The organism is Paraburkholderia caffeinilytica, from assembly GCF_046030355.1.
Lineage (GTDB): Bacteria > Pseudomonadota > Gammaproteobacteria > Burkholderiales > Burkholderiaceae > Paraburkholderia > Paraburkholderia caffeinilytica_B.
Map to the genome: position 1 here is coordinate 1 of NZ_JAQQCQ010000006.1, position 26562 is coordinate 26562.

Below are 26562 nucleotides of genomic sequence, written 5' to 3' on the forward strand. Positions count from 1 at the left end.
CGATCGCAAACGCCCGCAAAAAAGCAGCCCTCTGGAAACAGCGCCGCCGTGAGCATCCTGCCCGGTGCGGTTCACGTTCTGCCGGCGTCACGCCCATCAACATTGCCGGAAAACCCCCGGCGGCAGTTCCCCCGCCGCCCCATATCATCCGATATCAAAACGCCCGGCATTTACGAAACTGCGACGCAGAAATCACCGCTTCGCTTACACCCAACACCTCTTATTTTTCCTGTGCCAGAAATCGTTGCGCCAGCCGAACCCAATACGTCGAGCCGATTGGCAATAGCTCGTCGTTGAAGTCATAGCTCGCGTTATGCAACATGCACGGCCCTGCACCATGTCCTGAGTCTCGGTGCCCACCGTCGCCATTGCCGAGAAATGCGTAACAGCCCGGTTTCGCCAGCAGCATGAACGAAAAATCCTCGGCGCCCATTGTCGGTTCGACCGCATCGTCGACATTTTCCGCGCCGACCACTTCCTTCATGACTTCCGCCGCAAAGCGAGCCTCTTTGCTACTGTTGATGGTCGGTGGATAGTTGCGATGAAAGTGGATATCGACTGAGCAATCGTAGGCATCGGCGGTACTTTCTGCGATCTTACGCATGCGTGCTTCAATCAGATCAAGCGTTTCGGTGGTAAAAGTCCGCACAGTGCCAGCGATCCACGCATCGTCCGGGACAACATTGAGGGCGTCGCCGGCGTGAATCTGGGTGATCGACAGTACTGCGGTGTCGAGCGGCTTCTTGTTCCGCGTGATGATGCCCTGCAGGCCGTTCGCGATCTGAACCGCCGTGAATACGGGGTCGCGGCCGTTGTGCGGCAGTGCCGCGTGCGAACCCACGCCTTTGATTTCAATGCGGAATTCGTTGCTGGACGCCATGATTGGGCCTTCGGTCACGCCGAAATGGCCTGACGGCATGCCCGGCCAATTGTGGATTCCGAAAACCGCATCGACCGGAAATTTCGTGAACAGGCCGTCATCGATCATTGCCTGTGCGCCGGCGCCGCCTTCTTCTGCTGGTTGAAAGATGAATACGATCGTGCCGTCAAATTCGCCATACTTGACCAAATGTCGCGCCGCGCCGAGCAGCATCGCGGTATGTCCGTCATGGCCGCATGCGTGCATTTTTCCGTCGTTCTGCGAGCGATGCTCGAAGCTGTTTAGCTCCTGAATCGGTAGCGCATCCATATCGGCGCGCAGTCCGATCGAACGCGATCCGTTACCGCGCTTCAGTACGCCGACTACGCCTGTTTTGCCCAATCCGCGATGAGTTTCGATACCCCAGGACTCAAGTGTCGTCGCAACCAGATCCGCTGTTGCTGTTTCTTCGTAACGCAGTTCAGGGTGGGCATGAATCGTTCGTCGGAGGCTTTGAATTTCGCCGTGGGCGGCCTGGATTTCTGGGATCAGTTTCATGATGGTGCGCTTGTGCTTTGCTTTGCGTGGAATCGCTCGGGGCCGTATCGCCCGGGCACGTGGATAACCGATTCTACGCCGAAGGTGTTTTCGGCGGCACCATGCAGGTCAACGGGCTACGGACGTAATAAAATTCGGGATTGCCCCACCGCTTACCGCTCTCCTGGACAAACCGCCGATGAATGCTCCAACTGAATTCGCCCGCGCGGTGTGCCCGCACGATTGCCCGGATACTTGCGCGATGCGCGTGACCGTCGAAGGCGGACGGGCGATCAAGGTCGTCGGCGATCCCGATCATCCGCCGACTCAAGGCGCGCTATGTACCAAAGTTAGCCGCTATGCCGAGCGGGTGCACCACCCACATCGGTTGACGACACCGATGAAACGCGTCGGTCGCAAAGGCGAAGGGCGTTTTGAGCCGATCAGCTGGAATGAGGCGTTCGAGTTAGCTGCAGCGCGCCTGTCGGAGATCGCGAACCGAGCGCCAGAAGCCATCATGCCGTACAGCTACGCCGGCACGATGGGCCTGGTTCAGGGCGACAGCATTGCGCAACGGTTCTTTCACAAACTCGGCGCATCGCAGTTAGACCGCACGATCTGTGCAGCCGCCGGCGCCGCAGGCCTGAAATACACTTACGGCGCCAGCCTCGGCATGCTCACCGAATTTTTCGCCGAGAGCGAGGTCATCCTGATCTGGGGCTCGAATCCCATCGCGTCGAACCTGCATTTCTGGACACGCGCCCAGGAAGCCAAGCGGCGCGGCGCGAAGCTAATCGCGATCGATCCGTACCGGTCGCTGACGGCGGAAAAATGCCACCAGCACATCGCACTGAAGCCCGGAACCGACGCTGCGTTAGCACTCGGCATGATCAACGTGTTGATCACGGAAAATTTGCTCGATCACGCCTACATAGCGGCCCATACGCTGGGCTTCGACGAACTCAGGACGCGCGCGCTCAGCTATCCGCCGTCACGCGCTGCTCAAATTTGCGGTGTCGATGAGCGGGTCATTGTCGATCTTGCGCGTCTTTACGGCAGCACGAAGAAGGCCGCGATCCGGATGAACTATGGCCTGCAGCGGGTGCGTGGCGGCGGTAACGCTGTGCGCGCCATCGCCTGCTTACCTTCGCTGACTGGGGCATGGCGCGAGCGGGCGGGTGGGGTGTTGCTGTCTTCGGGCGGATGGGCGCCGGTGGATTCACACGCGTTGCAGCGCCCGGACCTGATGCCGGGTTGGCCCGCCAGGACTTCGCGCGTCATCAATATGAACGCCATCGGCGATGCGCTGCTGCACCCGGGCGATGCCGCGTTTGGCCCGAAAGTCGAAGCGATCATCGTCTATAACTCGAATCCAGTGGCGGTCGCGCCGGACTCGGAACGGGTTGCCGCAGGTTTTGCACGCGAAGACCTGTTCACGATCGTCCTCGAGCACTTTCGGACCGATACCGCGGACTATGCCGACTTGCTGTTGCCTGCCACGACGCAGTTGGAACACCTGGACGTGCACAAGTCATACGGACACACGCACGTGATGGTCAACTTGCCGGCAATTGCGCCGGTCGGCGATGCACGCCCGAATACGGAAATCTTTCGCGGCCTGGCGCGTCACATGGGTCTGCAGGAGCCGGCGCTTTACGAGAGCGACGAGGCGATCGCGCAGTCGGCTTTTCGCTGGAACGACAAAGCCCTTGAGGGCGTCAGTTGGGACTCGCTAAAGAAAACCGGCTGGGCAGCGCTGAACCTGCCGGACGCGCCATTCGCTGAGGGGGGCTTTCGCACGCCGTCCGGCAAATGCGAGTTTTTCAGCGAGCGCCTCGCGCAGCAAGGGCTCGATCCGTTGCCGGACTATCTACCGCCCTACGAGTCCGCGGATGGCGCGCCGGAACTGGCCGCCCGTTACCCGCTTGCAATGATCTCACCGCCTGCCCGCAACTTCCTGAACAGCACCTTCGTGAACATCGAAAGCCTGCGTTCGACGGAAGGTGAGCCGCATCTGGATATCCATCCGGCCGACGCGCAGCAGCGAAGCATTGCCGACGGTGACCAGGTGCGCATATTCAATGATCGCGGCTCGATGCAGGCGCGCGCCCGTGTTACCGACAAGGCCCGTCAAGGGCTCGTGGTCGGCCTGTCGATCTGGTGGAAGAAGCTCGCGCCCGACGGCCGCAACGCCAATCAGGTCACCAGCCAGGCGCTCACCGATCTGGGCGGATCGGCTACATTCTACGACTGCCTCGTCGAGGTCGCGCGCGCCTGAAAACACGCTCAAAAATCATGCAGCTACGGCCCTGAATGGGTTCGAGGCTGCAGTCTAACCCAGCCGCTTTTCGCAAATAGCAAAGGGTTGCCCATGCTACGATGCGTTTTTAGCACGACCATTCGAAAATAAAGGAGGAGACGCTGCATGGACAAAATCTGGCTGAAATCTTATCCACCCGGCGTTCCCGCAGAGATTGACCCGACTCGCTATTCGTCCCTTGCCGAACTGCTCGAAGAAGCCTTCCGCGACCACCGCGCTAAACCCGCGTTTGTCTGCATGGGCAAGGAGATCAGCTACGGCGAGCTCGACGAGCTCTCGCGCAAACTGGCCGCATGGTTTCAGTCGAAGGGGCTTGCCCGCGGCGCGCGCATCGCGATCATGATGCCGAATGTGCTGCAATATCCCGTCGCGATTGCTGCGATCTTGCGCGCGGGCTACGTGGTGGTGAATGTGAATCCGCTCTATACCCCGCGGGAGCTCGAGCATCAGCTCAAGGACAGCGGCGCGGAAGCGATCATCCTGCTTGAAAACTTCGCTGTCACGTTGCAGGCCATCGTGCGTAATACGTCGGTCAAGCACGTCGTCGTCGCCGCCATGGGCGATTTGATGGGCGTGAAGGGCACGCTGGTGAATTTCGTCGTACGGCGCGTGAAGAAGATGGTGCCGGCGTGGAGCTTGCCGGGCCATGTCAAGTTCAACACGGCGATCGCCGAGGGCGGCAGACAGAATTTCAAGCCGGTCCAGCAAGGTCCGGACGACGTCGCTTTTCTACAGTACACGGGCGGCACGACAGGCGTGGCCAAGGGCGCGACGCTCCTGCATCGGAACCTCATCGCCAACGTGCTGCAGTCCGAAATCTGGCTCGATCCGGTTCGCGCCAACCGCACGGACATCGATCAGTTCATCACCGTTGTCGCATTGCCGCTGTACCACGTCTTTGCGCTGACGGTCTGCGGACTGCTGACGATCCGTACCGGCGGCCTCGGCGTGCTGATTCCGAATCCGCGCGATATCCCCGGCATGATCAAGGCGCTGGAAGGCTATCCGATCACAACGATTCCCGCCGTCAACACGCTGTACAACGCGATGCTGAACAGCCCGGACTTCCATAAACTCGATTTTTCGAAGCTGATCGCAGCAAATGGCGGCGGTATGGCAGTGCAGGAGGCTGTTGCCAAGCGCTGGTTCGAGCATACGCATACGCCGATCATCGAGGGTTACGGTTTGTCGGAGACGTCGCCGTGCGTCACTTGCAATCCTGCAACGGTCACGGAATATAGCGGCACGATCGGTTTGCCGCTGCCATCGACGGAAATCTCGATTCGCGACGACGAAGGCAACGAGGTACCGCTGGGTCAAGCAGGAGAAATCTGCATTCGCGGCCCGCAGGTGATGGCGGGTTACTGGAACCGTCCGGACGAAACGGCCAAGGTCATGACGCCGGATGGCTTCTTCAAATCTGGCGATGTCGGCTTGATGAACGAAAACGGCTTCGTCAAGATCGTCGACCGGAAGAAGGACATGATTCTGGTCTCCGGCTTCAACGTCTATCCGAACGAGATTGAGGACGTGGTTGCCAAGCTGCCGGGCGTGTTCGAAGTCGCAGCGGTCGGCGTGCCGGATCAGCATTCGGGCGAAGCGGTGAAGCTGTTTGTCGTGAAGAAGGACCCGGCGCTTACCGATGCGGACATCTTCGCGTACTGCAAACAGCAACTGACGGGCTACAAGCGGCCGAAGATCGTCGAATTCCGGACTGAACTGCCGAAGAGCAATGTCGGCAAGATTCTGCGTCGCGAGTTGCGCGACGGCCGGGCGTAAGCGCGTCGTCATGCGTATCAACAAGTCTATCAGCCTGAATAGCGCCGACATGAAGTAACGCATTGCGAGAAGAAAGAGAAAGGCCTGGCAGATGAAAGTCTGCCGGGCCTTTTTCTTTGAGCCGTCGTTTCCACACAAACCAGTCTGGATGCGCCGTGCGTGTGGCCATAAAAAAAGGCGCCCGAAGGCGCCTTTGAGGCAAACTGCTTTATTACGACTTATTAGAACTTGTGGCGGATGCCGACGCGAGCCGTGAACTGGTTCTGGTTCGACGAACCCGTCAGGCCGTTGATGCCTGCCGTTGCGTCGATCACGCCAGTGCCCGCTGCATTCAGCGTTTCGCCCAGAGCGTGTTGGTACACACCCGTCACGTACACGTCGGTACGCTTGGACAGGAAGTAGTCCACGCCAACCGCGCCTTGGTGGTACTGAGCGCGCGATGCGCCTTCGATTTCCGCGCCGCGCGTGTAGTCGTACGCTGCGCCGATCAGCAATGCCGGGGTCAACTGATACTTGAAGTTGACTTCAGCGTTGTTGAACGTAACCGACTGACCCTTGAACGGCGATGCGTACGACGCACCCAGGTTGCCGAAGCGGATGTTCGAGTACGTTGCACCGATGGTTGCTGCGCCGAACGTGTATGCACCGCCTGCGCCGATAACCTGGTACGTGTTAGCCGACGCGAAGCCAGCGTAGACCGGTACCGATGCCACAGCTGCGGCCGGTGCTGCAGCCGTGCCGCCGTTGTTGAACAGGCCGCCAGCAGCTGCCGGCGTACGTGCGTTCAAGTAACCGACGCCGAGAGCGAGGGGGCCGTTATTGTAGCCAGCGCCCAACGACCAGATCTGGTTCGACGTGACGTTGCCAGCAACGCCGCCGAAGCTGTACGTGCCGCCGAACGTCAGGCCGCCGTAGTTTGCGCTCGTGTACTTGACCGTGTTGTTGGTGCGGTACGCGTTGTTGAAGTTGTCGATGTCGCCCGGGTGAGCAGCGATGTAGCCGCCCCATTGGTCACCGGCTTCCAGCGGACCGACGTAGTCGACCACGGAGTCGTACTGACGACCCAGCGTGACCGTACCGAACTGGCTCGACAGACCAACGTAAGCTTGACGACCGAACATCAGGCCGCCTTGACCCAGCTTGCCGGAGTTCACGTCAAAGCCGTTTTCCAACACGAAGACTGCCTTCAGACCGCCGCCCAGATCTTCCGTGCCGCGCAGGCCGAAACGCGAACCTTGCAGAACGCCGCTGGACAGGTTGTACAGGTGCTTGCCACCCGAGTTGGTGTTGATGTTGAAGCCTTCGTCAATGATACCGTACAGGGTCACGCTGCTCTGAGCATGTGCGACGCCTGCGAATGCGCCCAGTGCTGCGAGAGCGAGAAGCGACTTTTTCATCGAATGATCTCCAAGGATTACGAATCTTTTGTACAAGGCGAATATTTGTCTAGCGTTGAGGCCTTGCTTGTCCAACTTCGCGAGAAGTTGCACGTAATGTAACAAAAGGCATACATGGCACAAAGAAAAAGGAGACGGCCGGGACGGGTCCTGTTTCGTTTACGCAACATGGTCTAAAATCTGAAATTGGCCGTCGGAATCGTTTGAATTCAAGGTCTTCGCGAAGCCGGGTTTACCCCGCAAAGCCTTGTCGCGTGGACCTGTCAGCGCGACGGGGCGAGTGTCGAATGAGGGAGTGCCGAATGTTTCTGGACGAGTTGATTAGCGAGTTTGATCGGGGTTTACGCTCAATGACCGGGGTGTCGCGGATGAGCCGTCCATTACCCATTCCGCAAGAATCGGCTGCGGAACCGGCCGAGCTCTCCCCGGCGGAACGCGCGCATGCGGCCGGCTTGATGCGTGTGAATCACGTCGGTGAGGTGTGTGCCCAGGCGCTTTACCAGGCTCAGAAACTCGCAACCCGATCACCGTCTCTGCGGACTGTGTTTAATCGCGCTGCCGTCGAAGAAGAAGATCATCTGGCGTGGACGGCCAAACGCCTCGAGGCGCTCGATTCGCGTCCAAGCCTGTTGAACCCGCTCTGGTATACAGGAGCCTTGGCAATCGGCCTCGCGGCAGGCCGCCTGGGTGATCGGGTGAGTCTTGGCTTCATGGCCGAAACTGAGCGGCAGGTCGAACAGCATCTGGATAGCCATCTGGATCAGTTGCCGGCGGCCGACCGCGAGTCGCGCGCGATCGTCGAGCAGATGCGCATAGATGAAGCGGAGCACGGCAAATCGGCCATGGACGCGGGCGGCGTCGAGTTGCCGTTCCCTGCGCGCGCGCTGATGCGCGCAGTATCGAAAGTCATGACCCGCACCGCCTATTACATATAAGTTCGAGACCTCTGCTTAGCATCGTCTGAGAGTGGGATGGCGCCTCGCGCGCCGTTCGCCCGCCATACCCGGAACGCCAGCAAACACCTCCCGATCCCGCTTCACGATCTCTTACATTCCGCGCCTTTCCCTCGCACTTTTCACGTATCACCTTCACAAGTTTCACTAGCTCATTCATTTATAACGGTTTTCCGTTTTATGTCTGACGTGAAGGAGTCGCGCTAAGTCCTTGTTCTAACAAACAAAATTCGCTCGAAAAGCGCGCATCTCCCTTGACCCCTGTTTAGCGTTACTCTAAAGTGGGAGACAGTGTGAGAAAGTGTATTTTTGTGTGATCTCACAGGCAGTTTCGGGTAGATTTTCACGAATCGGGCAGCTGGCGCAAAAACGCCGCGAGTAACCAGGTTGCATGGGGTCACCGTCAGCGCTAAAGCGCTAACGGCGATCGACCGCAGAGAACTGCATGGGACCAGCGTAAGCGCTAAAGCGCTAACGCTGGTCGACAGGGGAGAGCGAAGTGTTCCAAGGGGCGTCGGCGCTGACGCTCGATGCGAAAGGGCGGATGTCGATTCCCTCTCGCTATCGGGATGCGCTGCAAACACAGGCAGAGGGCCGGGTGACGATCACCAAGCACCCGGACGGCTGCCTGTTGCTCTTTCCTCGCCCGGAGTGGGAGATCTTCCGCGACAAGGTCGACAAGCTGCCGATGAACGCGGCCTGGTGGAAGCGCATTTTTCTTGGCAATGCCATGGACGTCGATATGGACGGCGCGGGGCGAGTGCTCGTGTCGCCGGAATTGCGCGCGGCCGGCTCGCTGGAAAAGGAAGTGAACCTGCTCGGCATGGGTCGTCACTTCGAGTTGTGGGACGCACAAATTTACGCAGCAAAGGAACAGGCAGCGATCGCCGAGGGCATGCCCGAAGCGTTAAAGAATTTCACGTTCTGATCGCGGACTACATATATGGCACCTGCGATGGGAAACGAATTGCAGCATCGCACGGTGCTGCTGGAAGAGGCGGTCGAGGCGCTGGTGACGCGCGCGGACGGCGTGTATGTGGACGGTACGTTTGGGCGCGGCGGTCATAGCCGGCTGGTGCTGGAGAAGCTGGGTGAGTCAGGGCGTCTGATCGCGTTCGACAAAGACCCGCTCGCCATTGCCACGGCTCAGCAGATTGCGGATCCGCGCTTTGGCATCGTGCACGAGAGTTTTGCTTCGCTGCGTGACGCGATTGCGGAGCGCGGGGTAGGACGGGTGTCGGGTGTTTTGCTGGATCTGGGTGTGTCGTCGCCGCAAGTCGACGATCCGGAGCGGGGTTTCAGTTTCCGCGCCGACGGCCCGCTCGACATGCGGATGGACCCGACGCGCGGCGAGTCCGCGGCTGACTGGCTGGCGCGGGCCACGGTGCAGGAACTGACGGAGGTGATACGAGATTATGGGGAAGAACGGTTTGCTTTTCAGATTGCAAAGGCGCTTGTTGCTCGCCGGGCAGAGTCCGGCCGTCTTGGGCCTCTCGTCAGCACGGGCGAGCTTGCCCAAATCGTGGCTAACGTCGTCAAGACCCGTGAGAAGGGCAAGGATCCGGCAACCCGCACCTTTCAAGCTATACGGATTCACATCAATCAAGAGCTTGCGGAGCTGCAAGTCGTTTTAGAAGCAGCGTTGTCGCTGTTGGAGCAAGGGGGGCGGCTGGTGGTCATCAGCTTTCATTCGCTTGAGGACCGGATCGTCAAACGATTCATGCAGGCGCACGCCAGTACGCCTACGGTGGACCGCCGTCTGCCGATTCGTGCGGTCGATCTGCCGAGCCCTCCGCTCAAAATCATCGGCCGTGTGTTCGCCAGCGACGCTGAAGTCGCCGCGAACCCGCGCGCCCGTTCTGCCGTGATGCGTGTGGCGGAGCGGATTGCGCCATGAATCGCCTCAATATCTTCCTGCTGATCATCGTGATGGGCTGTGCTTTGTCTGTCGTCAACGCAACCAATCAGCAGCGTCAGATCTTTATCCAGTTGCAGCGCGCGCAATCGCAGGAGCGCCAATTGCAGCAGGATTATTCACAGCTTCAATATCAGCAGAGCGCGTTGTCGAAGACGTCGCGTATCGAGCAGATCGCCACTGATTCTCTCAAGATGCAATCGGTCACGACCGGGCGCACCCAGTACTTGACGCTCGACCCCGGCGCAGCCAAGGCTGAGGACGCGCCGATCCCGACTTCCGGCCCGGCTTCGGCGCCGGATGCGACCCGTCGCGGAGGCGTGCGATGAAAAAATCGTCGGCTCGCAAAAGTGTCGCCTTTTCGGCGAACCCGATCCTGTCGGTGCGTCTGCCTATGTGGCGCTCGAAACTCGTCGTGTTCATGCTGTTCATGGCATTTGTCGCGCTGACCGCGCGCGCCTTCTGGATTCAGGGGCCGGGCAACGCCTTTTATCAGAAGCAGGGTGAAATCCGTTATCAGCGCCGCCTCGAACTGCCGGCCACGCGTGGCAAGATTCTCGACCGCAACGGCCTCGTGCTTGCCACGAGTCTGCCGGTGCGCGCCATCTGGGCGATTCCCGATTCGGTGCCGGACGACCTCGGCGCCGACAAGCTGAACCAGCTCGGCAAGCTGCTCGATATGACGAACAAGGAGTTGCGCGCCAAGCTGTCGGAAGATAAGAACTTCGTCTACGTGAAGCGCCAGGTGCCGGTCGACGTCGCCGAGAAAGTCACCGCGCTGGACATCCCCGGCATTTATGCGCGCGACGAGTACAAGCGCTTCTATCCGGAAGGCGAGATCACGGCTCACCTGATCGGCTTCACCAATGTGGAAGACGAAGGCCAGGAAGGTGTCGAGCTGGGCGACCAGAAGTTGCTGGCCGGCATGTCGGGCAGCCGCCGCGTCATTAAAGACCGCATGGGCCATATCATCGAAGACGTGGACGAGCAGGTCGTACCGCACAACGGCCAGGACGTTGACCTCTCGATCGACAGCAAGATCCAGTACATCGCGTATACGAACCTGAAAGCGGCCGTCGAGAAATTCAAGGCGAAGGCCGGCGCGGCGATGGTGATCGACGTGCGGACCGGCGAAGTGCTCGCGCTCGTTAACTACCCGACGTACAACCCGAACGACCGTTCGCACCTCACGGGCGATCAGCTGCGCAACCGCATTCTCACGGACACCTTCGAGCCGGGCTCGATCATGAAGCCGTTCACGGTGTCGCTCGCACTCGACCTGCACCGCGTGACGCCGACTACACTGGTAGATACGGGGCCGGGCCGCTTTGTGCTCGACGGTGCGCCGATTACCGACGACAGCGCGTTCGGCGTGCTGACGGTGGGCGGCGTGATCCAGAAGTCGAGCAACATCGGCGCGACGAAGATCGCCATGCAGCTCAAGCCCGAAGAGATGTGGAACATGTACACCAGCATCGGTCTCGGCCAGGCGCCGAAGGTCGGCTTTCCGGGCGCGGCGGCGGGTCGCCTGCGTCCGTGGAAGAGCTGGCGCCGCATTGAACAGGCGACCATGTCCTACGGCTACGGCTTGTCGGTGTCGCTGTTCCAGTTGGGGCGTGCATATACCGCGATTGCGCATGACGGCGAGATCATGCCGGTGTCGATTTTCCGCACGCCTGGCGATCAGCCGGCAACGGGGCCGCAAATTTTCGCGCCCACCACCGCTCGCGAAGTGCGCGCGATGCTCGAAACCGTCACGGCACCGGGCGGCACCTCGCCGGATGCGGCCGTGCCGGGCTATCGCGTCGGCGGCAAGAGCGGCACCGCGTACAAGCATGGCGCTCATGGCTACGACCACTCCAAATACCGTGCTTCGTTCGTCGGCATGGCGCCGATGCCGAATCCGCGCATCGTCGTCGCCGTATCGGTCGACGAACCGACTGCCGGCAGCCACTTCGGCGGTCAGGTGTCGGGTCCGGTGTTCTCGGCGATCGTCGGCGATACGCTGCGTTCGCTGAACGTGCCGCCGGATATGCCGGTCAAGCAGATGGTTGTGTCGGACGATTCGGCGCCGGCCGCGCCGAGTGCGCCGCCTTCGCCCACGACGGTCAAAAAACTCTCCACCAGCAGCGGCGCGAAGAAGATGACGATTTCCGCCAACGCGAAAAGCCATCCCGGAGTTGTGCGATGAGTGCGCTGCGTAAGAAGCATCCGGCGCACCGGCAAATCGCCGACGCACTCAACTGGCTGCACGCACATGTGCAGCCAGGCGCGCATCTGCACGCCGACACGCGTACGGTCGCCGCGGGCGACGCGTTTTTCGCCTATGCGGTCGACGGCGCGGACAACCGCCCGTTCATCGACGGCGCGCTCGAGCGTGGCGCGGCAGCCGTGCTGGTTCAGCCCGAAGGCTTTAGCGGCGCGATCGATCCGTCCACGACGCTGGCCGTGCCGGCGTTGAACGAACTCGCCGGTTCGATTGCGAGCGCCTGGTATAACGATCCGAGCGACGGCATGTTGGCGATCGGCATCACCGGCACGAATGGCAAGACGTCCTGCAGCCAATGGATCTCGGCGGCCTTGACCGCACTCGGCAAGCGTTGCGCGATCATCGGCACGCTCGGCACCGGTTTGCCGGGTCAACTGGTGCACACGGGTTTTACGACGCCCGACGCGCCGCAACTGCAACGCAGTCTCGCGCAATTGCGCGACGCCGGCGCTCAGGCGGTGGCGATGGAAGTGTCGTCGCATGCGCTGCATCAAGGCCGCGTGAACGGCACGGCGTTCGATATCGCCGTGTTCACGAATCTCACGCAAGACCACCTCGACTACCACGGCACGTTCGAAGCGTATGAAGGCGCCAAGGCGCGTCTATTCGCGTGGCCGGAGCTGCGCGCCGCGGTGATCAACCGCGACGATGCCGCCGGTCGCCGCCTGCTCGCGAGCACGAAAGGGCATGCGCGCACGATCGCCTACGGCCTTGGCGAAGCGCTCAACGACGCGCCGGACGCCGACGCGTTGCTGTTCGCCTCGAATGTGCGCGCCACCGCGACCGGCACCGCGTTTCATCTGACCACGTCAGACTGGGGCAACGCCGAAGTCGACGTGCAAACGCTCGGCGCATTCAACGTCAGCAATCTGCTCGGCGTACTCGGCGCCCTGCTCGCCGCCGACGTGCCCTTTGACGCCGCGCTTGCCGAACTGGCGAAGCTCGAGCCGGTGAACGGCCGCATGCAACGTCTTGGCGGCCGCTTGCAGAACGACGAGCCGCTCGTTGTGATCGATTACGCGCACACGCCGGATGCGCTGGAAAAAACTCTGGAAGCACTGCGCCCGATGGCGGCCGCACGCGGTGGCGAACTGATCTGCATGTTCGGCTGCGGCGGCGACCGCGACGCGACCAAGCGTCCGCTGATGGGCGCGATCGCCGAGAAGCTCGCCGACAGCGTGGTCGTGACCAGCGACAATCCGCGCAGCGAAGATCCGCAGTCGATCATCGAGCAGATTGCCGCGGGCATGAAAGACGCGTCGAAGGCACGCCGCATCGAAGACCGCGCGAGCGCGATCCTGCAGGCGATCCGCAGTGCCGCACGCGAAGACGTCATCGTGCTAGCCGGCAAGGGACACGAAGCAACACAGGAAATCATGGGTAAGAAGCGCGCTTTCTCCGATCAGGACCACGCTCGCCTTGCGCTCGCCGCACGGGCGACGCACGCACGCGGAGGGGGCGAATGATGATGTTCTCGCTGCGTGAAGCCGCCGCGCTGATCCCGGGCGCAACGGTGCTGGGTGACGACGGCGTCACGTTCGAACGCGTGTCGACCGATAGCCGCAGCGCGGGGCCGGGCGATCTGTTCGTCGCGATCAAGGGTGACCGTTTCGACGCGCACGACTTCCTGCCGGAAGTGGCGTCGCGCAATGTCACGGCCGCGCTGGTGACGCGCACGCCGCAAGACTGGCACGTGCCCGCGTTGCGCGTGGCCGATACGCGTGTCGCGCTCGGCGCACTGGCACGTGGCTGGCGGCGCAAATTCAGCATGCCGCTCGTCGCCGTGACGGGCAGTAATGGCAAGACGACGGTCAAGGAAATGATCGCGTCGATTTTCGCCGCTGCGGTCGGCGCGGAAGCACGCCTCGCAACCGCGGGCAACTTCAACAACGATATCGGCTTGCCGCTCACGCTGTTCCGTCTGCACGCCGCGCATCAACTGGCCGTGGTCGAACTCGGCATGAATCACCCGGGCGAGACCTTGCTGCTCGCGAAAATCGCCGAGCCGACGGTCGCGGTGGTCAACAACGCACAGCGCGAGCATCAGGAATTCATGGCGACGGTCGAAGCCGTTGCGCTCGAACACGCCAGCGTGATTCACGCACTCACGCCGGCAGGCGTCGCCGTGTTTCCGGCCGACGATGCCTACGCGAGCATCTGGCGCGTCGCGGCAACCGGCAACCGCATCATCGACTTCGCTTTGAACACCGCCGAGCGCGTGACCGAAGCTGCCGTAACCGGAACGTTCACCGGCAATGTGCTGAGCATCGTCACACCGGAAGGCCACGTCGACGTCACGCTGCAGGTACTCGGCGACCATAACGCGCACAACGCGTTGGCCGCGACTTCTGCCGCGCTTGCCGCAGGCGTGTCGCTCGAAGCGATCAAGCGCGGCCTCGAATCGTTCGGCGCCGTGAAAGGCCGCTTGCAGGTGAAGCGTGCCGCGCTCGGCACACTCGCCGGCGCAACCGTGATCGACGACACCTACAACGCGAACCCCGATTCGATGCGCGCGGCGATCGATGTGCTCGCGTCGCGCGCATCGCCGCGCGTGCTGGTGATGGGCGACATGGGCGAAGTCGGCGACAACGGCCCGGCGTTTCACCGCGAAATCGGTGCCTACGCCAAAGAACGCGGTATCGACGTGCTGTACGCCATGGGCGACGCCTCGCGCGACGCCTGCACCGCGTATGGCCCGGGCGCGCATCACGTTGCCGATGTCGGCACGCTGGTCGCGCAATTGCAGCAGGGCGGTTTCGGCTCTGCCGCAACGTTTCTCGTGAAAGGCTCGCGCTTCATGCAAATGGAGCGCGTGGTGGACGCCGTAACGAGTCCACAACCCAACGCAGCGGGCAATACGTCCGCCGCACATTGAAATAGAAGGACCGAAGCATGCTACTGGCGCTGGCGCAATGGCTGCAGAATGACGCAAGCTTCTTGCGCGTGTTCAGTTATCTGACTTTTCGTGCGGTGATGGCCACCATCACCGCGCTGCTGATCGGGCTCGTCTGTGGCCCGGCAGTGATCCGCAAGCTGACCGCGATGAAGGTCGGCCAGGCTGTTCGTAAAGACGGTCCGCAATCGCATCTCGTCAAATCCGGTACGCCGACCATGGGCGGCGTGTTGATTCTGCTCGGCATCGCCGTGGCAACGTTGCTGTGGGCCGATCTGACCAACCGTTTCATCTGGATCGTGATTCTCGTCACGTTCGGGTTCGGCGTGATCGGCTGGGTCGACGATTACCGCAAGGTGGTCTACAAGGACCCGCGCGGGATGTCGTCGCGCGAAAAATATTTCTGGCAGTCGGTGATCGGCCTGTTCGCGGCGGTGTATCTCGCGTTCAGCGTGTCCGAAGCGAGCAACGTGCGCGTGTTCGACCTGTTCATGGCGTGGGTGCGCAGCGGCTTGTCGATGGGCTTGCCGGCGCGCGCCGACCTGATGCTGCCGTTCGTCAAATCGATCAGCTATCCGCTCGGCGTGTGGGGCTTCATCGTGCTGACGTATCTGGTGATCGTCGGCGCGAGTAACGCGGTCAATCTCACCGATGGTCTCGACGGCCTCGTGATCATGCCGGTCGTGCTGGTCGGCGCATCGCTCGGTGTGTTCGCTTACGTGATGGGCAGCTCCGTCTATTCGAAGTACCTGCTGTTTCCGCATATCGCCGGCGCCGGCGAACTGCTGATCTTCTGTTCGGCGATGGGTGGGGCAGGGCTCGCGTTTCTCTGGTTCAACACACACCCGGCGCAGATGTTCATGGGCGACGTCGGCGCGCTCGCACTGGGCGGCGCACTCGGCACGATCGCCGTGATCGTGCGCCAGGAAATCGTGCTCTTCATCATGGGCGGCATTTTCGTCGCGGAGACGCTTTCCGTGATGTTGCAGGTCACGTGGTTCAAGTTCACCAAGCGCCGCTTCGGCGAAGGGCGGCGTCTCTTCAAGATGGCGCCGTTGCATCACCATTTTGAATTGTCGGGTTGGAAGGAAACGCAGGTGGTTGTGCGCTTCTGGATCATCACCCTGATGTTGTGTCTGTTCGGTTTGTCCACGCTCAAGTTGCGTTAAGTCGTATTTAGGGGAAGCAGGCGATGTTTGGCGAGAAGTTTCGGGATCGGCAAAAGCCGATGGTGCTCGTGCTGGGACTCGGTGAATCCGGTCTCGCGATGGCGCGCTGGTGCGCGCGGCACGGCTGTCGGCTGCGTGTGGCCGATACGCGCGAGGTACCGCCGAACCTGTCCGCGCTGGAAGCGCACAGCGTCGATGCCGAGTTCGTCGGCGGGCCGTTCTCGCTCTCGTTGCTCGAAGGCGTCGAACTCGTGGCGATCAGCCCGGGGTTGTCGCCGCTCGCCGCTGATTTGCTGCCGTTGATCACGGCGGCGCGTGAGCGGGACATCCCTGTCTGGGGCGAACTCGAATTTTTCGCGCAAGCATTGAAGACGCTCGGCGAAAGCGGCTATGCGCCGAAAGTGATCGCGATCACCGGCACCAACGGCAAGACCACGACGACGAGCCTGACCGGTCTCCTGTGCGAACGCGCCGGGAAGAAGGTCGCGGTGGCGGGCAACATCAGCCCGGCCGCGCTGGACAAGCTCAGCGAAGCGATCGACAACACCGCGTTGCCCGACGTGTGGGTGCTGGAACTGTCGAGCTTCCAGCTGGAAACCGCGCATACGTTTACTCCGGATGCCGCGGTCGTGCTGAACATCACGCAGGATCACCTGGATTGGCATGGCGGCCTCGATGCGTATGCCGCCGCGAAGGGCCGCATTTTCGGTACACAAACCGTGCGTGTGTTGAATCGCGACGACGCGCGAGTGATGGCGCTGGCGCCTTCGGCCGATAGCGATGCCGCGATGATCACGTTCGGCGTCACCGAGCCGAAGAACGATGGCGACTATGGCCTGCTGCGTGACAACGGCATGATCTGGCTGGTCGAAGCGCACGATCGCGACGCCAGCGACGAGCCCGCGCCGACGCGCCGTCGCAAGAACGAAGTAGCGGCGCCGAAGAACATCGCGCTCAAGCGCCTGATGCCGGCGGACGCACTGCGTATTCGCGGCCTGCACAACGCCGCCAACGCATTGGCCGCGTATGCCTTGGCGCGCGCGATCGGTCTGCCTGGCGCGCCGCTTCTCCACGGCCTGCGCGAATACCGTGGCGAGCCGCATCGCGTGGAATTGATCGCGTCGATCGAGGGTATCGATTACGTGGACGACAGCAAGGGCACCAACGTCGGCGCGACCGTTGCCGCGCTGGATGGTCTTGCGCAGCGCGCGGTGCTGATTGCCGGCGGTGACGGCAAGGGCCAGGATTTCGAACCGCTCGCCGCACCGGTGATGCGCTGGTGCCGCGCCGTGATGCTGATCGGCCGCGATGCACCGCAGATTCGCACCGCGCTGGAAGACACCGGTATCGCAATGACCGACCACGCGACGCTCGAAGAAGCGACGCGGGCCGCCACCGCGTTGGCGCAACCGGGAGACGCGGTGCTGCTGTCGCCGGCTTGCGCGAGCTTCGATATGTTCAAGGGTTACGCCCATCGTGCAGCAGTGTTCCGCAGCACGGTGGAAGACATTGCGGCTGAACGGGGGACGATGATATGAGCTGGTCGGAACGCTTCGGTTCACGCCTGGCCGGCTCCCGTGCCGGCGCTGACGATACGGGTCGCGGGGCTGGCGCGGGGCGCACCTCGGGTCGCTCCGGCGGCAGTGGTCTCGCGAGCGCCGTCAACGGCGTGCGTCCGCTGCGCTCGCGGATGCTCGACTACGATCACTCGTTGCTGTGGGTGGTCGTCGCGTTGCTCGGTCTCGGTGTCGTGATGGTGTATTCGGCGTCGATCGCAATGCCCGATTCGCCGAAATACGCGTCGTACCACGACTACGCATTCCTCGTGCGCCAGATCATTTTCGTGGTGATGGGCTCGGTGGTCGGCGTCGTGTCGTTCCGCATCCCGATTTCGACGTGGGACAAATACGCGCCGAAGCTCTTCCTGATTTCGCTGGCCGCGCTCGTAATCGTGCTGATTCCGCACGTCGGTAAGGGCGTGAACGGCGCGCGCCGCTGGATTCCGCTCGGCATCACCAACATGCAGCCGTCGGAAATCATGAAGCTGGCCGTGACGATTTACGCGGCGAACTATACGGTGCGCAAGCAGGAGTACATGCAGAGCTTCGCCAAGGGCTTTCTGCCGATGGCGGTAGCAGTGGGGCTCGTCGGCGCATTGCTGCTGCTCGAGCCGGACATGGGCGCATTCATGGTGATCGCCGCGATCGCGATGGGCGTGCTGTTCCTCGGTGGCGTGAATGGCAAGCTGTTTGGCGGGCTGGTGGCGACCGCGGTCGGTACCTTCAGCTTGCTGGTGTGGGCGTCGCCGTGGCGGCGCGAGCGGATTTTTGCGTATCTCGATCCGTGGGACGACCGCTACGCGCAGGGCAAGGCTTATCAATTGACGCACTCGCTGATCGCTTTCGGGCGCGGCGAATGGTTTGGCGTGGGCCTGGGCGGCAGTGTCGAGAAGCTCAATTATCTGCCGGAAGCGCATACCGACTTCATCCTTGCGGTGATTGGCGAGGAGCTTGGTTTTGTCGGCGTGCTGGTCGTGATCCTGATGTTCTACTGGATCGTGCGCCGCTCGTTCGAGATCGGCCGTCAGGCGCTCGCACTTGACCGCACCTTTGCCGGGCTGGTCGCGAAGGGCGTCGGCATCTGGTTCGGCGCGCAGACCTTTATCAATATGGGCGTGAATCTCGGCTTGCTGCCGACTAAGGGGCTGACGTTGCCGCTCGTCAGCTACGGCGGTTCGGGCATCTTGCTGAATTGTGTGGCGGTGGCGGTATTGATGCGTGTGGATTATGAGAACCGGGTGTTGATGCGTGGGGGGAAGGTATGACGGTTCTCCCGCAACGCACGCTGATGGTGATGGCCGGTGGCACCGGGGGACACGTGTTCCCTGGGCTCGCGGTCGCGCATCTGATGCAGGCGTGGGGCTGGAAGGTCGTATGGCTCGGCAATCCCGCGGGCATGGAAGCGACGCTGGTGCCGAAGCACGGCATCCCGATGGAATACGTGCGCTTCGGCGGATTGCGCGGCAAGGGCCTGAAAACCAAGCTGATGTTGCCGCTGAATCTGCTGCGCGCCTGCTCGCAAAGTCTGAGCGTGCTGCGTCGCGTGAAACCGGATGTCGTGCTCGGAATGGGCGGCTACATCACGTTTCCGGCGGGTTTGATGACTGCATTGAGCGGTCGTCCGCTGGTGCTGCATGAACAGAATTCGATTGCGGGTCTCGCCAACAAGGTGCTCGCGAAAGTCGCCAAACGGGTGCTGGTTGCATTTCCGAATGCGCTGCCGCACGGCGAATGGACCGGAAACCCGATTCGTGCGGAACTTGCGCGCGCAATTGCACCCAAAGCACGCTACGCGCAGCGCACGGGTCCGTTGAATGTGCTGGTGGTGGGCGGCAGTCTGGGCGCTGCGGCGTTGAACGAAGTGGTGCCGCGCGCGGTTGCGCTGCTGGCGCCGAATGAACGGCCGCGCATCGTGCACCAGGCGGGCGCGAAGCATATTGAAGCACTGCGTGAGAACTACGCGGCAGCGGGTTTGCAAGCCGGCGCCGATGTCGAACTCGTGCCTTTCATCGACGACATGACGAGCGCGTACGCGAACGCGGATCTGGTGATCTGCCGTTCGGGCGCGATGACGGTGTCGGAGATTTCAGCAGTGGGCGTGGCGGCGTTCTTCGTGCCGTTCCCGTTTGCAGTAGATGATCACCAAACCACTAATGCAGCGTTCCTCGCCGATAACGGCGCGGCGCTGGTCGTGCAGCAACGCGATCTGTCGGCGGAAATGCTCGCCGACTGGTTGCGCAGCCAGACGCGAGAGACTCTCGCAGAGATGGCAGAGCGTTCGCGCTCGCTCGCGAAACCCGACGCCACGGAACAGGTCGCGCAGATTTGCGCGACTGTGGCGGGTTCGATTTCGGGCGCGAGCCCAGAAGGAAAGCAATGAAACATATCGTCAAACATATTCACTTTGTCGGCATCGGTGGTGTCGGCATGAGCGGCATCGCGGAGGTGCTGGTCAATCTCGGCTATCAGGTGAGCGGCTCGGATCTGTCGAGCAACGCGATTACTGATCGCCTCGCCGCACTCGGCGCGCGTATCGCGATCGGTCACGCGGCGGAGAACATCGAAGGCGCGAACGCCGTGGTCGTTTCCACGGCGGTGCGCAGCGACAACCCGGAAGTATTGGCCGCGCGTCATCGCCGTATTCCGATCGTGCCGCGTGCGGTGATGCTGGCGGAACTGATGCGCCTGAAGCAGGGCATCGCGATTGCCGGCACGCATGGCAAGACGACGACCACCTCGCTGGTGGCGAGTGTGCTGGCGGCGGGCGGACTCGATCCGACGTTCGTGATCGGCGGCCGCCTCATCAGCGCGGGCGCGAATGCGCGCCTGGGTACGGGCGATTTCATCGTCGCCGAAGCGGACGAGTCGGATGCGTCGTTCCTGAATCTGTTCCCGGTGATCGAAGTCATCACGAACATCGACGCCGACCACATGGACACCTACGGGCACGACTTCGCGCGCCTGAAGCAGGCGTTCATCGAATTCACGCACCGTCTGCCGTTCTATGGCATCGCAGTGCTGTGTGTCGACGATCCGAACGTGAAGGAGATCCTGCCGTTCGTGTCGAAACCGATCATCCGTTACGGCTTTGCGCCGGATGCGCAAGTGCGCGCGGTCAATGTGGAAGCACGCGGCGGCAAGATGCATTTCACGGCCATGCGCGAAGACGCGGCGCCGATCGACATCGTTTTGAACCTGCCGGGCGAGCACAACGTGCAGAACGCTTTGGCCGCAATTGCCATTGCGACTGAACTTGAAGTGAAAGATGCCGATATCCAGCGAGCGCTGGCGGATTTCAACGGCGTGGGCCGACGCTTCCAGCGCTACGGCGAAGTACCGGTCGTATCGGAAGGCAAACCGGCCGGCGCGTACACGCTGGTCGACGATTACGGCCATCACCCGGTTGAAATGGCGGCAACGGTGGCGGCAGCGCGCGGCGCATTTCCGGGGCGCCGTCTGGTGCTGGCCTTCCAGCCGCACCGCTTCACGCGCACGCGCGATTGCTTCGAAGATTTTGTGAAGGTGCTGTCGACCGTCGATGCGCTCGTGCTGACCGAAGTCTATTCGGCTGGCGAAGCGCCGATCGTCGCGGCGGACGGCCGCGCTCTGGCGCGCGCACTGCGCGTCGCGGGCAAGGTGGAGCCGGTGTTTGTCGATACGGTGGATGAAGTGCCGGACGCGCTTTCAGCAGTGGTGCGCGACGGCGATGTGGTGATCACGATGGGCGCGGGTTCGATCGGCGGTGTGCCGGGTCGCCTCGCGCAAGAGACGAAGGTGTGAGTGAAATGAGCGGTATCGATCCCAAACAATTCGGCAAAGTGGCAGTGCTGCTCGGTGGAGATTCCGCTGAGCGCGAGGTGTCGCTCAATTCGGGCCGCCTCGTGCTGCAAGGTCTGCGCGACGCCGGTATCGACGCGCATCCGTTCGATCCGGCCGAGCGTCCGCTCGCCGCGTTGAAGGACGAAGGCTTCGTGCGCGCGTTCAACGCGCTGCATGGCGGTTATGGTGAGAACGGCCAGATTCAGGGCGCGCTGGATTTTTACGGCATCCGTTACACCGGTAGCGGTGTGCTCGGCTCGGCGCTCGGTCTGGACAAGTTCCGCACCAAGCTCGTGTGGCAGCAACTCGGTATTCCGACACCGCCGTTCGAAGCCGTGCTGCGTGGCGACGACTACGAAGCGCGCGCGAAAGACATCATCGCGAAGCTCGGCTTGCCGCTGTTCGTGAAGCCGGCCAGCGAAGGCTCGAGCGTCGCCGTGATCAAGGTGAAAAGCGCTGACGCGTTGCCGGCAGCCCTGCTCGAAGCGGTCAAGTACGACAAGATCGTCGTGGTGGAGAAGAGCATCGAAGGTGGCGGCGAGTACACGGCGTGCATTGCCGGCGATCTGGATCTGCCGGTGATCCGCATCGTGCCGGCCGGCGAGTTCTATGACTACCACGCGAAGTACATCGCGAACGACACGCAGTATCTGATTCCGTGCGGTTTGTCGGCTGACGAAGAGTCACGCCTGAAAGTGCTGGCGCGTCGCGCGTTCGACGTACTGGGCTGCACCGATTGGGGCCGCGCCGATTTCATGCTGGACGCGGATGGCAACCCGTACTTCCTGGAAGTGAATACGGCGCCTGGGATGACCGATCACTCGTTGCCGCCGAAAGCGGCGCGTGCGGTAGGCATCAGCTATCAGGAACTGGTTGTCGGCGTCTTGGCGCTGACGCTCAAGGACTAACGAAGGACTAACCGGGACAACCCGAAAGCAACACCATGTGGAACAACGTTCGCCAGCTCAATCTCGCCGCCAACGCATTGCATGCGTTGCTGGTGCTCGTGCTGCTGGCGGCAGGCGGTTACTGGTTGATCCAGCGTCCGAATTTCGCGTTGCGCGAAATCCAGATCGACGGCGACACCGAGCACATCAATTCGCCGACGGTGCGCGCCGGTGTAGTAGGGCGCTTGAAAGGCAACTTTTTCACGGTGGATCTCGACGTCGCGCGGCAGGCGTTCGAACAGATGCCGTGGGTGCGTCACGCGAGCGTGCGGCGGGTTTGGCCGAATGCGCTGGCTGTCACGCTTGAAGAGTACAAACCGCTTGGGACGTGGGGCAGCGATCAGCTGGTGAGCGTGGACGGCGAACTGTTCACCGCGAACCAGGGCGAGCTCGAAGAAGAGCTGCCCGCGTTCGACGGCCCGGACGGAACGGCCAAAGAAGTCGTGGCGCGTTATAGCGATTTCAAGAAGTGGTTTGCGCCGTTGGGCGCAACGCCCGAAGAAGTCACGCTGTCGCCGCGTTACGCGTGGACGGTGAAGCTGTCGAACGGCATGCAGGTGGAACTTGGGCGCGAACGCAATCAGGACACCTTGCTCGATCGGAGCAGGCGCCTGACCGCGGCGTGGAACGCGGTGACGCAACGTTGGGGAAAGGATATCGAGTATGCAGACTTGCGCTATCCGAACGGTTTCGCGATTCGTGCCGCTGGCATGCGCTTTATCAGCGAATCCGACAAGGGCAAGAAGTAAACGGACATCACACGCAATGAGCACGCTATGAGTAAAGACTATAAAGATCTGCTGGTCGCCCTCGACATTGGGACGTCGAAGGTAGTGGCTATCGTCGCCGAGTTGAAGGGCGAGGGCCACTACGAGGTGATCGGCCTCGGCCAGAGCGAATCGAAGGGGCTCAAGAAGGGCGTGGTGGTGAACATCGAAGCCACCGTGCAATCCATTCAGCGCGCGCTCGAGGAAGCCGAGCTGATGGCCGACTGCAAGATCACGAACGTATTTACCGGGATCGCCGGCAGCCATATCCGCAGCTTCAATTCGAGCGGCATGGTGGCGATCAAGGAAAAGGAAGTCACACAGACGGACGTGGCGCGCGTGATCGAGACGGCCAAGGCGATCAACATTCCGACCGATCAGCAGGTGCTGCATATCCTGACGCAGGAATTCATCATCGACGGCCAGGAAGATGTGCGCGAGCCGATCGGCATGAGCGGCATCCGCCTGGAAGTGAAGGTGCATATCGTCACCGGCGCGGTGAGCGCGGCGCAGAACATCGTGAAATGCGTGCGCCGTTGCGGGCTCGAAGTGAACGATCTGATTCTGCAGCCGCTGGCCTCGTCGCTGGCGGTGCTCACGGAAGACGAAAAGGAACTCGGCGTGGTGCTGGTCGACATCGGCGGCGGCACGACGGATATCGCGATTTTCAGCGAAGGCGCGATTCGTCACACGGCGGTGATTCCCATCGCCGGTGACCAGATCACCAGCGACATCGCGATGGCGCTGCGTACGCCGACGCCGGACGCGGAAGACATCAAGGTCGACTACGGCATTGCAAAGCAAGCCTTGGCCGATCCGGACGAAATGATCGAAGTGCCGGGTCTCGGCGAGCGCGGTCCGCGCACGCTGTCGCGTCAGGCTTTGGCGGCGGTGGTCGAGCCGCGTGTCGAAGAACTGTTTTCGCTCGTGCAGCAGGTGGTGCGCGAGTCGGGTTACGAGGAACTGCTGAGCTCCGGCGTGGTGCTGACCGGCGGCGCGTCGATGATGCTCGGCATGGTCGAACTCGGTGAGGACATTTTCCTGAAGCCGGTGCGCATCGGTGTGCCGGAATACGCGGGTGGTCTTGCGGACGTCGTGCGTAACCCGCGTTATTCGACGGCGATGGGCCTGCTCGTCGAAGGACGCTCGCAACGGATGCGCGGCCGCAAGGTCGCGGTGCAGTCGGGGTCGATGGGTCAGGTCTTCACGCGAATGAAAGACTGGTTCCTCGGCAACTTCTAACGAATTCGAGTTTTGAACGGTTTTACGTAAATACGCGCTGGTGCCGGCGGCCGGCGCGCGACAGGAGGTTGCCCGATCTCCTGCCGAATAACGGCCGAAGTGGCTGCAATTTTTTATCTTGACGGAGGCAACATGGAATTCCAGATGCTGGAAACCGAAACGAACGGCACCATCATCAAGGTGATCGGAGTAGGTGGCGCTGGCGGCAATGCCGTTCAGCACATGATCAACAAAGGCGTGCAAGGCGTCGACTTCATCGTGATGAACACGGACGCGCAGGCTCTGTCGCGTTCGCGCGCTTCCGCGGTGATCCAGCTCGGCAACACGGGTCTGGGCGCCGGCGCCAAGCCGGAAATGGGCCGCGCGGCAGCAGAAGAAGCCCGTGAGCGCATCGCCGACGCACTGCGCGGCGCGCACATGGTGTTCATCACCGCAGGCATGGGTGGCGGCACGGGTACGGGCGCAGCACCGGTGGTCGCGCAGATCGCCAAGGAAATGGGTATCTTGACCGTTGGCGTGGTCAGCAAGCCGTTCGAATTCGAAGGCGGCAAGCGCATGCGTGTGGCAGAAGCCGGTTCGCAGCAACTGGAGGATCACGTCGACTCGCTGATCGTCGTTCTGAACGACAAGCTGTTCGAGGTGATGGGCGATGACGCCGAGATGGACAAGTGCTTCCAGTGCGCAGACGACGTTCTGAACAACGCAGTTGCCGGTATCGCGGAAATCATCAACGTCGACGGTCTGGTGAACGTCGACTTCGAAGACGTGAAGACGGTGATGGGCGAGCAGGGCAAGGCGATGATGGGCACGGCGACGGTTGCCGGCGTCGATCGCGCGCGTCTGGCTGCCGAGCAGGCTGTGGCCAGCCCGCTGCTGGAAGGGGTGGATCTGTCGGGCGCGCGTGGCGTGCTGGTCAACATCACGTCGAGCCGTTCGCTGCGTCTGTCGGAAACGCGCGAAGTGATGAACACCATCAAGAGCTATGCTGCTGAAGACGCAACCGTGATTTTCGGCGCGGTGTACGACGATGCAATGGGCGACGCGTTGCGCGTGACGGTCGTGGCAACGGGTCTGGGCCGTGCGGCGAAGAAGCAGCAATCGGCACCGATGACGCTGCTGCGCACCGGCACGGACAATCAGCCGATCAGCGCACACGCGGCTTACGCACCGTCGCAATCGCACGCAAGCACGGCGGATTACGGCGCGCTGGATACGCCGGCTGTGTGGCGCACGTCGCGCGATACGGCGGCTTCGCACGTGCAGGCGCTGCAGGAAAAGGGCGTCGACACGTACGACATTCCGGCATTCCTGCGCAAGCAGGCGGACTGAGCGCGCGAGCAGGCTTTCGTTGCCGTGCTGCGGGTTGTATAGCAGCGCAGCGCTGGCGGACGAATGCATGAGCGTGGCGGGTGAACGGCGAACAAGCCGCGTATCGTCTGATTCGCGGCAAGGACAAGTGCCCTCTTCGGATTCGCGAAGCGGATGGGGCAACTGTCGCCGGATGGCGGAGCCTGCAGTTAGGCAGACGCTAACATTCACTGCGACACGATGGCGTGCGAGTGTGCTTCGCATCGATGCAAAGGACTGAGCATGATTCAAGCAGGTGAAAAGCTGCCCGACGCGACGCTCTTCGAGTTCGTCGAAGACGCGCGGGCGGGCTGCACGCTGGGGCCGAACAGCTTCGACGTGCGCGAGCAGACGGCGGGTAAGCGCGTGGTGATCTTCGGATTGCCCGGCGCGTTCACACCGACCTGTTCAGCCAAACATGTACCGGGTTACGTCGAGCACGCCGAGCAGTTGCGCGCGCTTGGCATTGACGAGATCTGGTGCGTGTCCGTCAACGACGCGTTCGTAATGGGCGCGTGGGGACGCGATCAGCACGCCTCGGGCAAGGTGCGCATGATGGCGGATGGCAGTGCGGCTTTCACGCGGGCGCTCGGTCTTGAGCAGGATTTGTCGGCGCGCGGCATGGGAATCCGTTCCCAGCGCTACGCAATGGTTGTCGACGACGGCGTGGTCAAGACGTTGAACGTCGAGGCTGCCGGCAAATTCGAAGTCAGCGATGCAGAGAGTATCCTCGCTACGTTGAGCTAGTCACGGTGGCGTTGGATGCCCAGGTCCCAGGTCTGCGCGGTTC

General features: G+C 62.0%; 21 protein-coding genes. 19 read left to right on the top strand and 2 right to left on the bottom strand.

The features are described from left to right. Window positions 1-220 precede the first annotated feature (220 nt). Complete coding sequence (locus tag PQQ95_RS11260; RefSeq protein ID WP_408437476.1) at window positions 221-1417, bottom strand: M20 aminoacylase family protein; 1197 nt, start codon at window positions 1415-1417, stop codon at window positions 221-223. Between the two features lie 178 nt (window positions 1418-1595). On the opposite strand from PQQ95_RS11260, the gene PQQ95_RS11265 reads away from it, so the two are divergent. Both PQQ95_RS11265 and PQQ95_RS11270 read left to right on the top strand, forming a co-directional pair. Continuing rightward, a complete protein-coding gene (locus PQQ95_RS11265) occupies window positions 1596-3674 on the top strand; it encodes a molybdopterin-containing oxidoreductase family protein (protein WP_408437477.1) in 2079 nt (692 codons plus the stop codon). Between the two features lie 147 nt (window positions 3675-3821). Next, window positions 3822-5495, top strand: coding sequence for a long-chain fatty acid--CoA ligase (locus tag PQQ95_RS11270; protein ID WP_408437478.1), 1674 nt, complete (start codon window positions 3822-3824; stop codon window positions 5493-5495). A gap of 221 nt (window positions 5496-5716) precedes the next feature. Here PQQ95_RS11270 and PQQ95_RS11275 read toward each other — a convergent pair whose 3' ends face one another. After that, on the bottom strand, window positions 5717-6892 hold the full coding sequence (locus PQQ95_RS11275; RefSeq protein ID WP_408437479.1) for a porin: 1176 nt from the start codon (window positions 6890-6892) through the stop codon (window positions 5717-5719). A 302-nt stretch (window positions 6893-7194) separates the two neighbouring features. Between PQQ95_RS11275 and coq7 the strand changes: the two genes are divergently transcribed. The 17 genes from coq7 (at window position 7195) to PQQ95_RS11360 (ending at window position 26519) form a co-directional block, all read left to right on the top strand. Continuing rightward, window positions 7195-7827 carry a 2-polyprenyl-3-methyl-6-methoxy-1,4-benzoquinone monooxygenase gene (coq7, locus tag PQQ95_RS11280; RefSeq protein WP_408437480.1) on the top strand — a complete coding sequence of 211 codons (633 nt, stop codon included), beginning with the start codon at window positions 7195-7197 and terminating at the stop codon, window positions 7825-7827. Between the two features lie 517 nt (window positions 7828-8344). Then, window positions 8345-8773: a division/cell wall cluster transcriptional repressor MraZ gene (gene mraZ, locus PQQ95_RS11285; RefSeq protein WP_025647927.1), complete on the top strand. Its 429-nt coding sequence runs from the start codon at window positions 8345-8347 to the stop codon at window positions 8771-8773. Window positions 8774-8788: 15 nt separating this feature from the next. Beyond that, the gene (rsmH, locus tag PQQ95_RS11290) at window positions 8789-9742 is read left to right on the top strand and encodes a 16S rRNA (cytosine(1402)-N(4))-methyltransferase RsmH (protein WP_408437481.1); all 954 of its coding nucleotides are present in this window, start codon (window positions 8789-8791) and stop codon (window positions 9740-9742) included. Further along, entirely contained in the window at window positions 9739-10089 is a 351-nt protein-coding gene (gene ftsL / locus PQQ95_RS11295; RefSeq protein ID WP_408437482.1) for a cell division protein FtsL, read from the top strand. Before rsmH ends, ftsL begins: the two co-directional genes overlap by 4 nt. Beyond that, window positions 10086-11951 carry a peptidoglycan D,D-transpeptidase FtsI family protein gene (locus PQQ95_RS11300; RefSeq protein ID WP_408437483.1) on the top strand — a complete coding sequence of 622 codons (1866 nt, stop codon included), beginning with the start codon at window positions 10086-10088 and terminating at the stop codon, window positions 11949-11951. The genes ftsL and PQQ95_RS11300 overlap by 4 nt, the downstream gene beginning before the upstream one ends. Continuing rightward, window positions 11948-13495, top strand: coding sequence for a UDP-N-acetylmuramoyl-L-alanyl-D-glutamate--2,6-diaminopimelate ligase (locus tag PQQ95_RS11305; protein ID WP_408437484.1), 1548 nt, complete (start codon window positions 11948-11950; stop codon window positions 13493-13495). Before PQQ95_RS11300 ends, PQQ95_RS11305 begins: the two co-directional genes overlap by 4 nt. After that, window positions 13492-14904 carry a UDP-N-acetylmuramoyl-tripeptide--D-alanyl-D-alanine ligase gene (locus PQQ95_RS11310; RefSeq protein ID WP_408437485.1) on the top strand — a complete coding sequence of 471 codons (1413 nt, stop codon included), beginning with the start codon at window positions 13492-13494 and terminating at the stop codon, window positions 14902-14904. The genes PQQ95_RS11305 and PQQ95_RS11310 overlap by 4 nt, the downstream gene beginning before the upstream one ends. A 17-nt stretch (window positions 14905-14921) precedes the next feature. After that, entirely contained in the window at window positions 14922-16091 is a 1170-nt protein-coding gene (gene mraY, locus PQQ95_RS11315) for a phospho-N-acetylmuramoyl-pentapeptide-transferase (protein ID WP_408437486.1), read from the top strand. A 23-nt stretch (window positions 16092-16114) separates the two neighbouring features. After that, a complete protein-coding gene (murD, locus tag PQQ95_RS11320; protein WP_408437487.1) occupies window positions 16115-17629 on the top strand; it encodes a UDP-N-acetylmuramoyl-L-alanine--D-glutamate ligase in 1515 nt (504 codons plus the stop codon). Beyond that, window positions 17626-18915, top strand: coding sequence for a putative lipid II flippase FtsW (gene ftsW / locus PQQ95_RS11325; RefSeq protein ID WP_408437488.1), 1290 nt, complete (start codon window positions 17626-17628; stop codon window positions 18913-18915). The genes murD and ftsW overlap by 4 nt, the downstream gene beginning before the upstream one ends. Continuing rightward, complete coding sequence (gene murG, locus PQQ95_RS11330) at window positions 18912-20030, top strand: undecaprenyldiphospho-muramoylpentapeptide beta-N-acetylglucosaminyltransferase (protein ID WP_408437489.1); 1119 nt, start codon at window positions 18912-18914, stop codon at window positions 20028-20030. The genes ftsW and murG overlap by 4 nt, the downstream gene beginning before the upstream one ends. Continuing rightward, window positions 20027-21430 (top strand): UDP-N-acetylmuramate--L-alanine ligase, encoded by a 1404-nt coding sequence (gene murC, locus PQQ95_RS11335; RefSeq protein WP_408437490.1) that lies wholly within the window; start codon window positions 20027-20029, stop codon window positions 21428-21430. The genes murG and murC overlap by 4 nt, the downstream gene beginning before the upstream one ends. A 5-nt stretch (window positions 21431-21435) precedes the next feature. Beyond that, complete coding sequence (locus PQQ95_RS11340) at window positions 21436-22377, top strand: D-alanine--D-alanine ligase (RefSeq protein ID WP_408437756.1); 942 nt, start codon at window positions 21436-21438, stop codon at window positions 22375-22377. Window positions 22378-22412: 35 nt separating this feature from the next. Next, the gene (locus PQQ95_RS11345; RefSeq protein WP_408437491.1) at window positions 22413-23165 is read left to right on the top strand and encodes a cell division protein FtsQ/DivIB; all 753 of its coding nucleotides are present in this window, start codon (window positions 22413-22415) and stop codon (window positions 23163-23165) included. Between the two features lie 27 nt (window positions 23166-23192). Next, a complete protein-coding gene (ftsA, locus tag PQQ95_RS11350; protein ID WP_007180311.1) occupies window positions 23193-24425 on the top strand; it encodes a cell division protein FtsA in 1233 nt (410 codons plus the stop codon). A 132-nt stretch (window positions 24426-24557) separates the two neighbouring features. Then, window positions 24558-25754 carry a cell division protein FtsZ gene (gene ftsZ, locus PQQ95_RS11355; RefSeq protein ID WP_054040778.1) on the top strand — a complete coding sequence of 399 codons (1197 nt, stop codon included), beginning with the start codon at window positions 24558-24560 and terminating at the stop codon, window positions 25752-25754. 261 nt (window positions 25755-26015) lie between these two features. Next, a complete protein-coding gene (locus tag PQQ95_RS11360; RefSeq protein ID WP_408437492.1) occupies window positions 26016-26519 on the top strand; it encodes a peroxiredoxin in 504 nt (167 codons plus the stop codon). Window positions 26520-26562 lie beyond the last annotated feature (43 nt).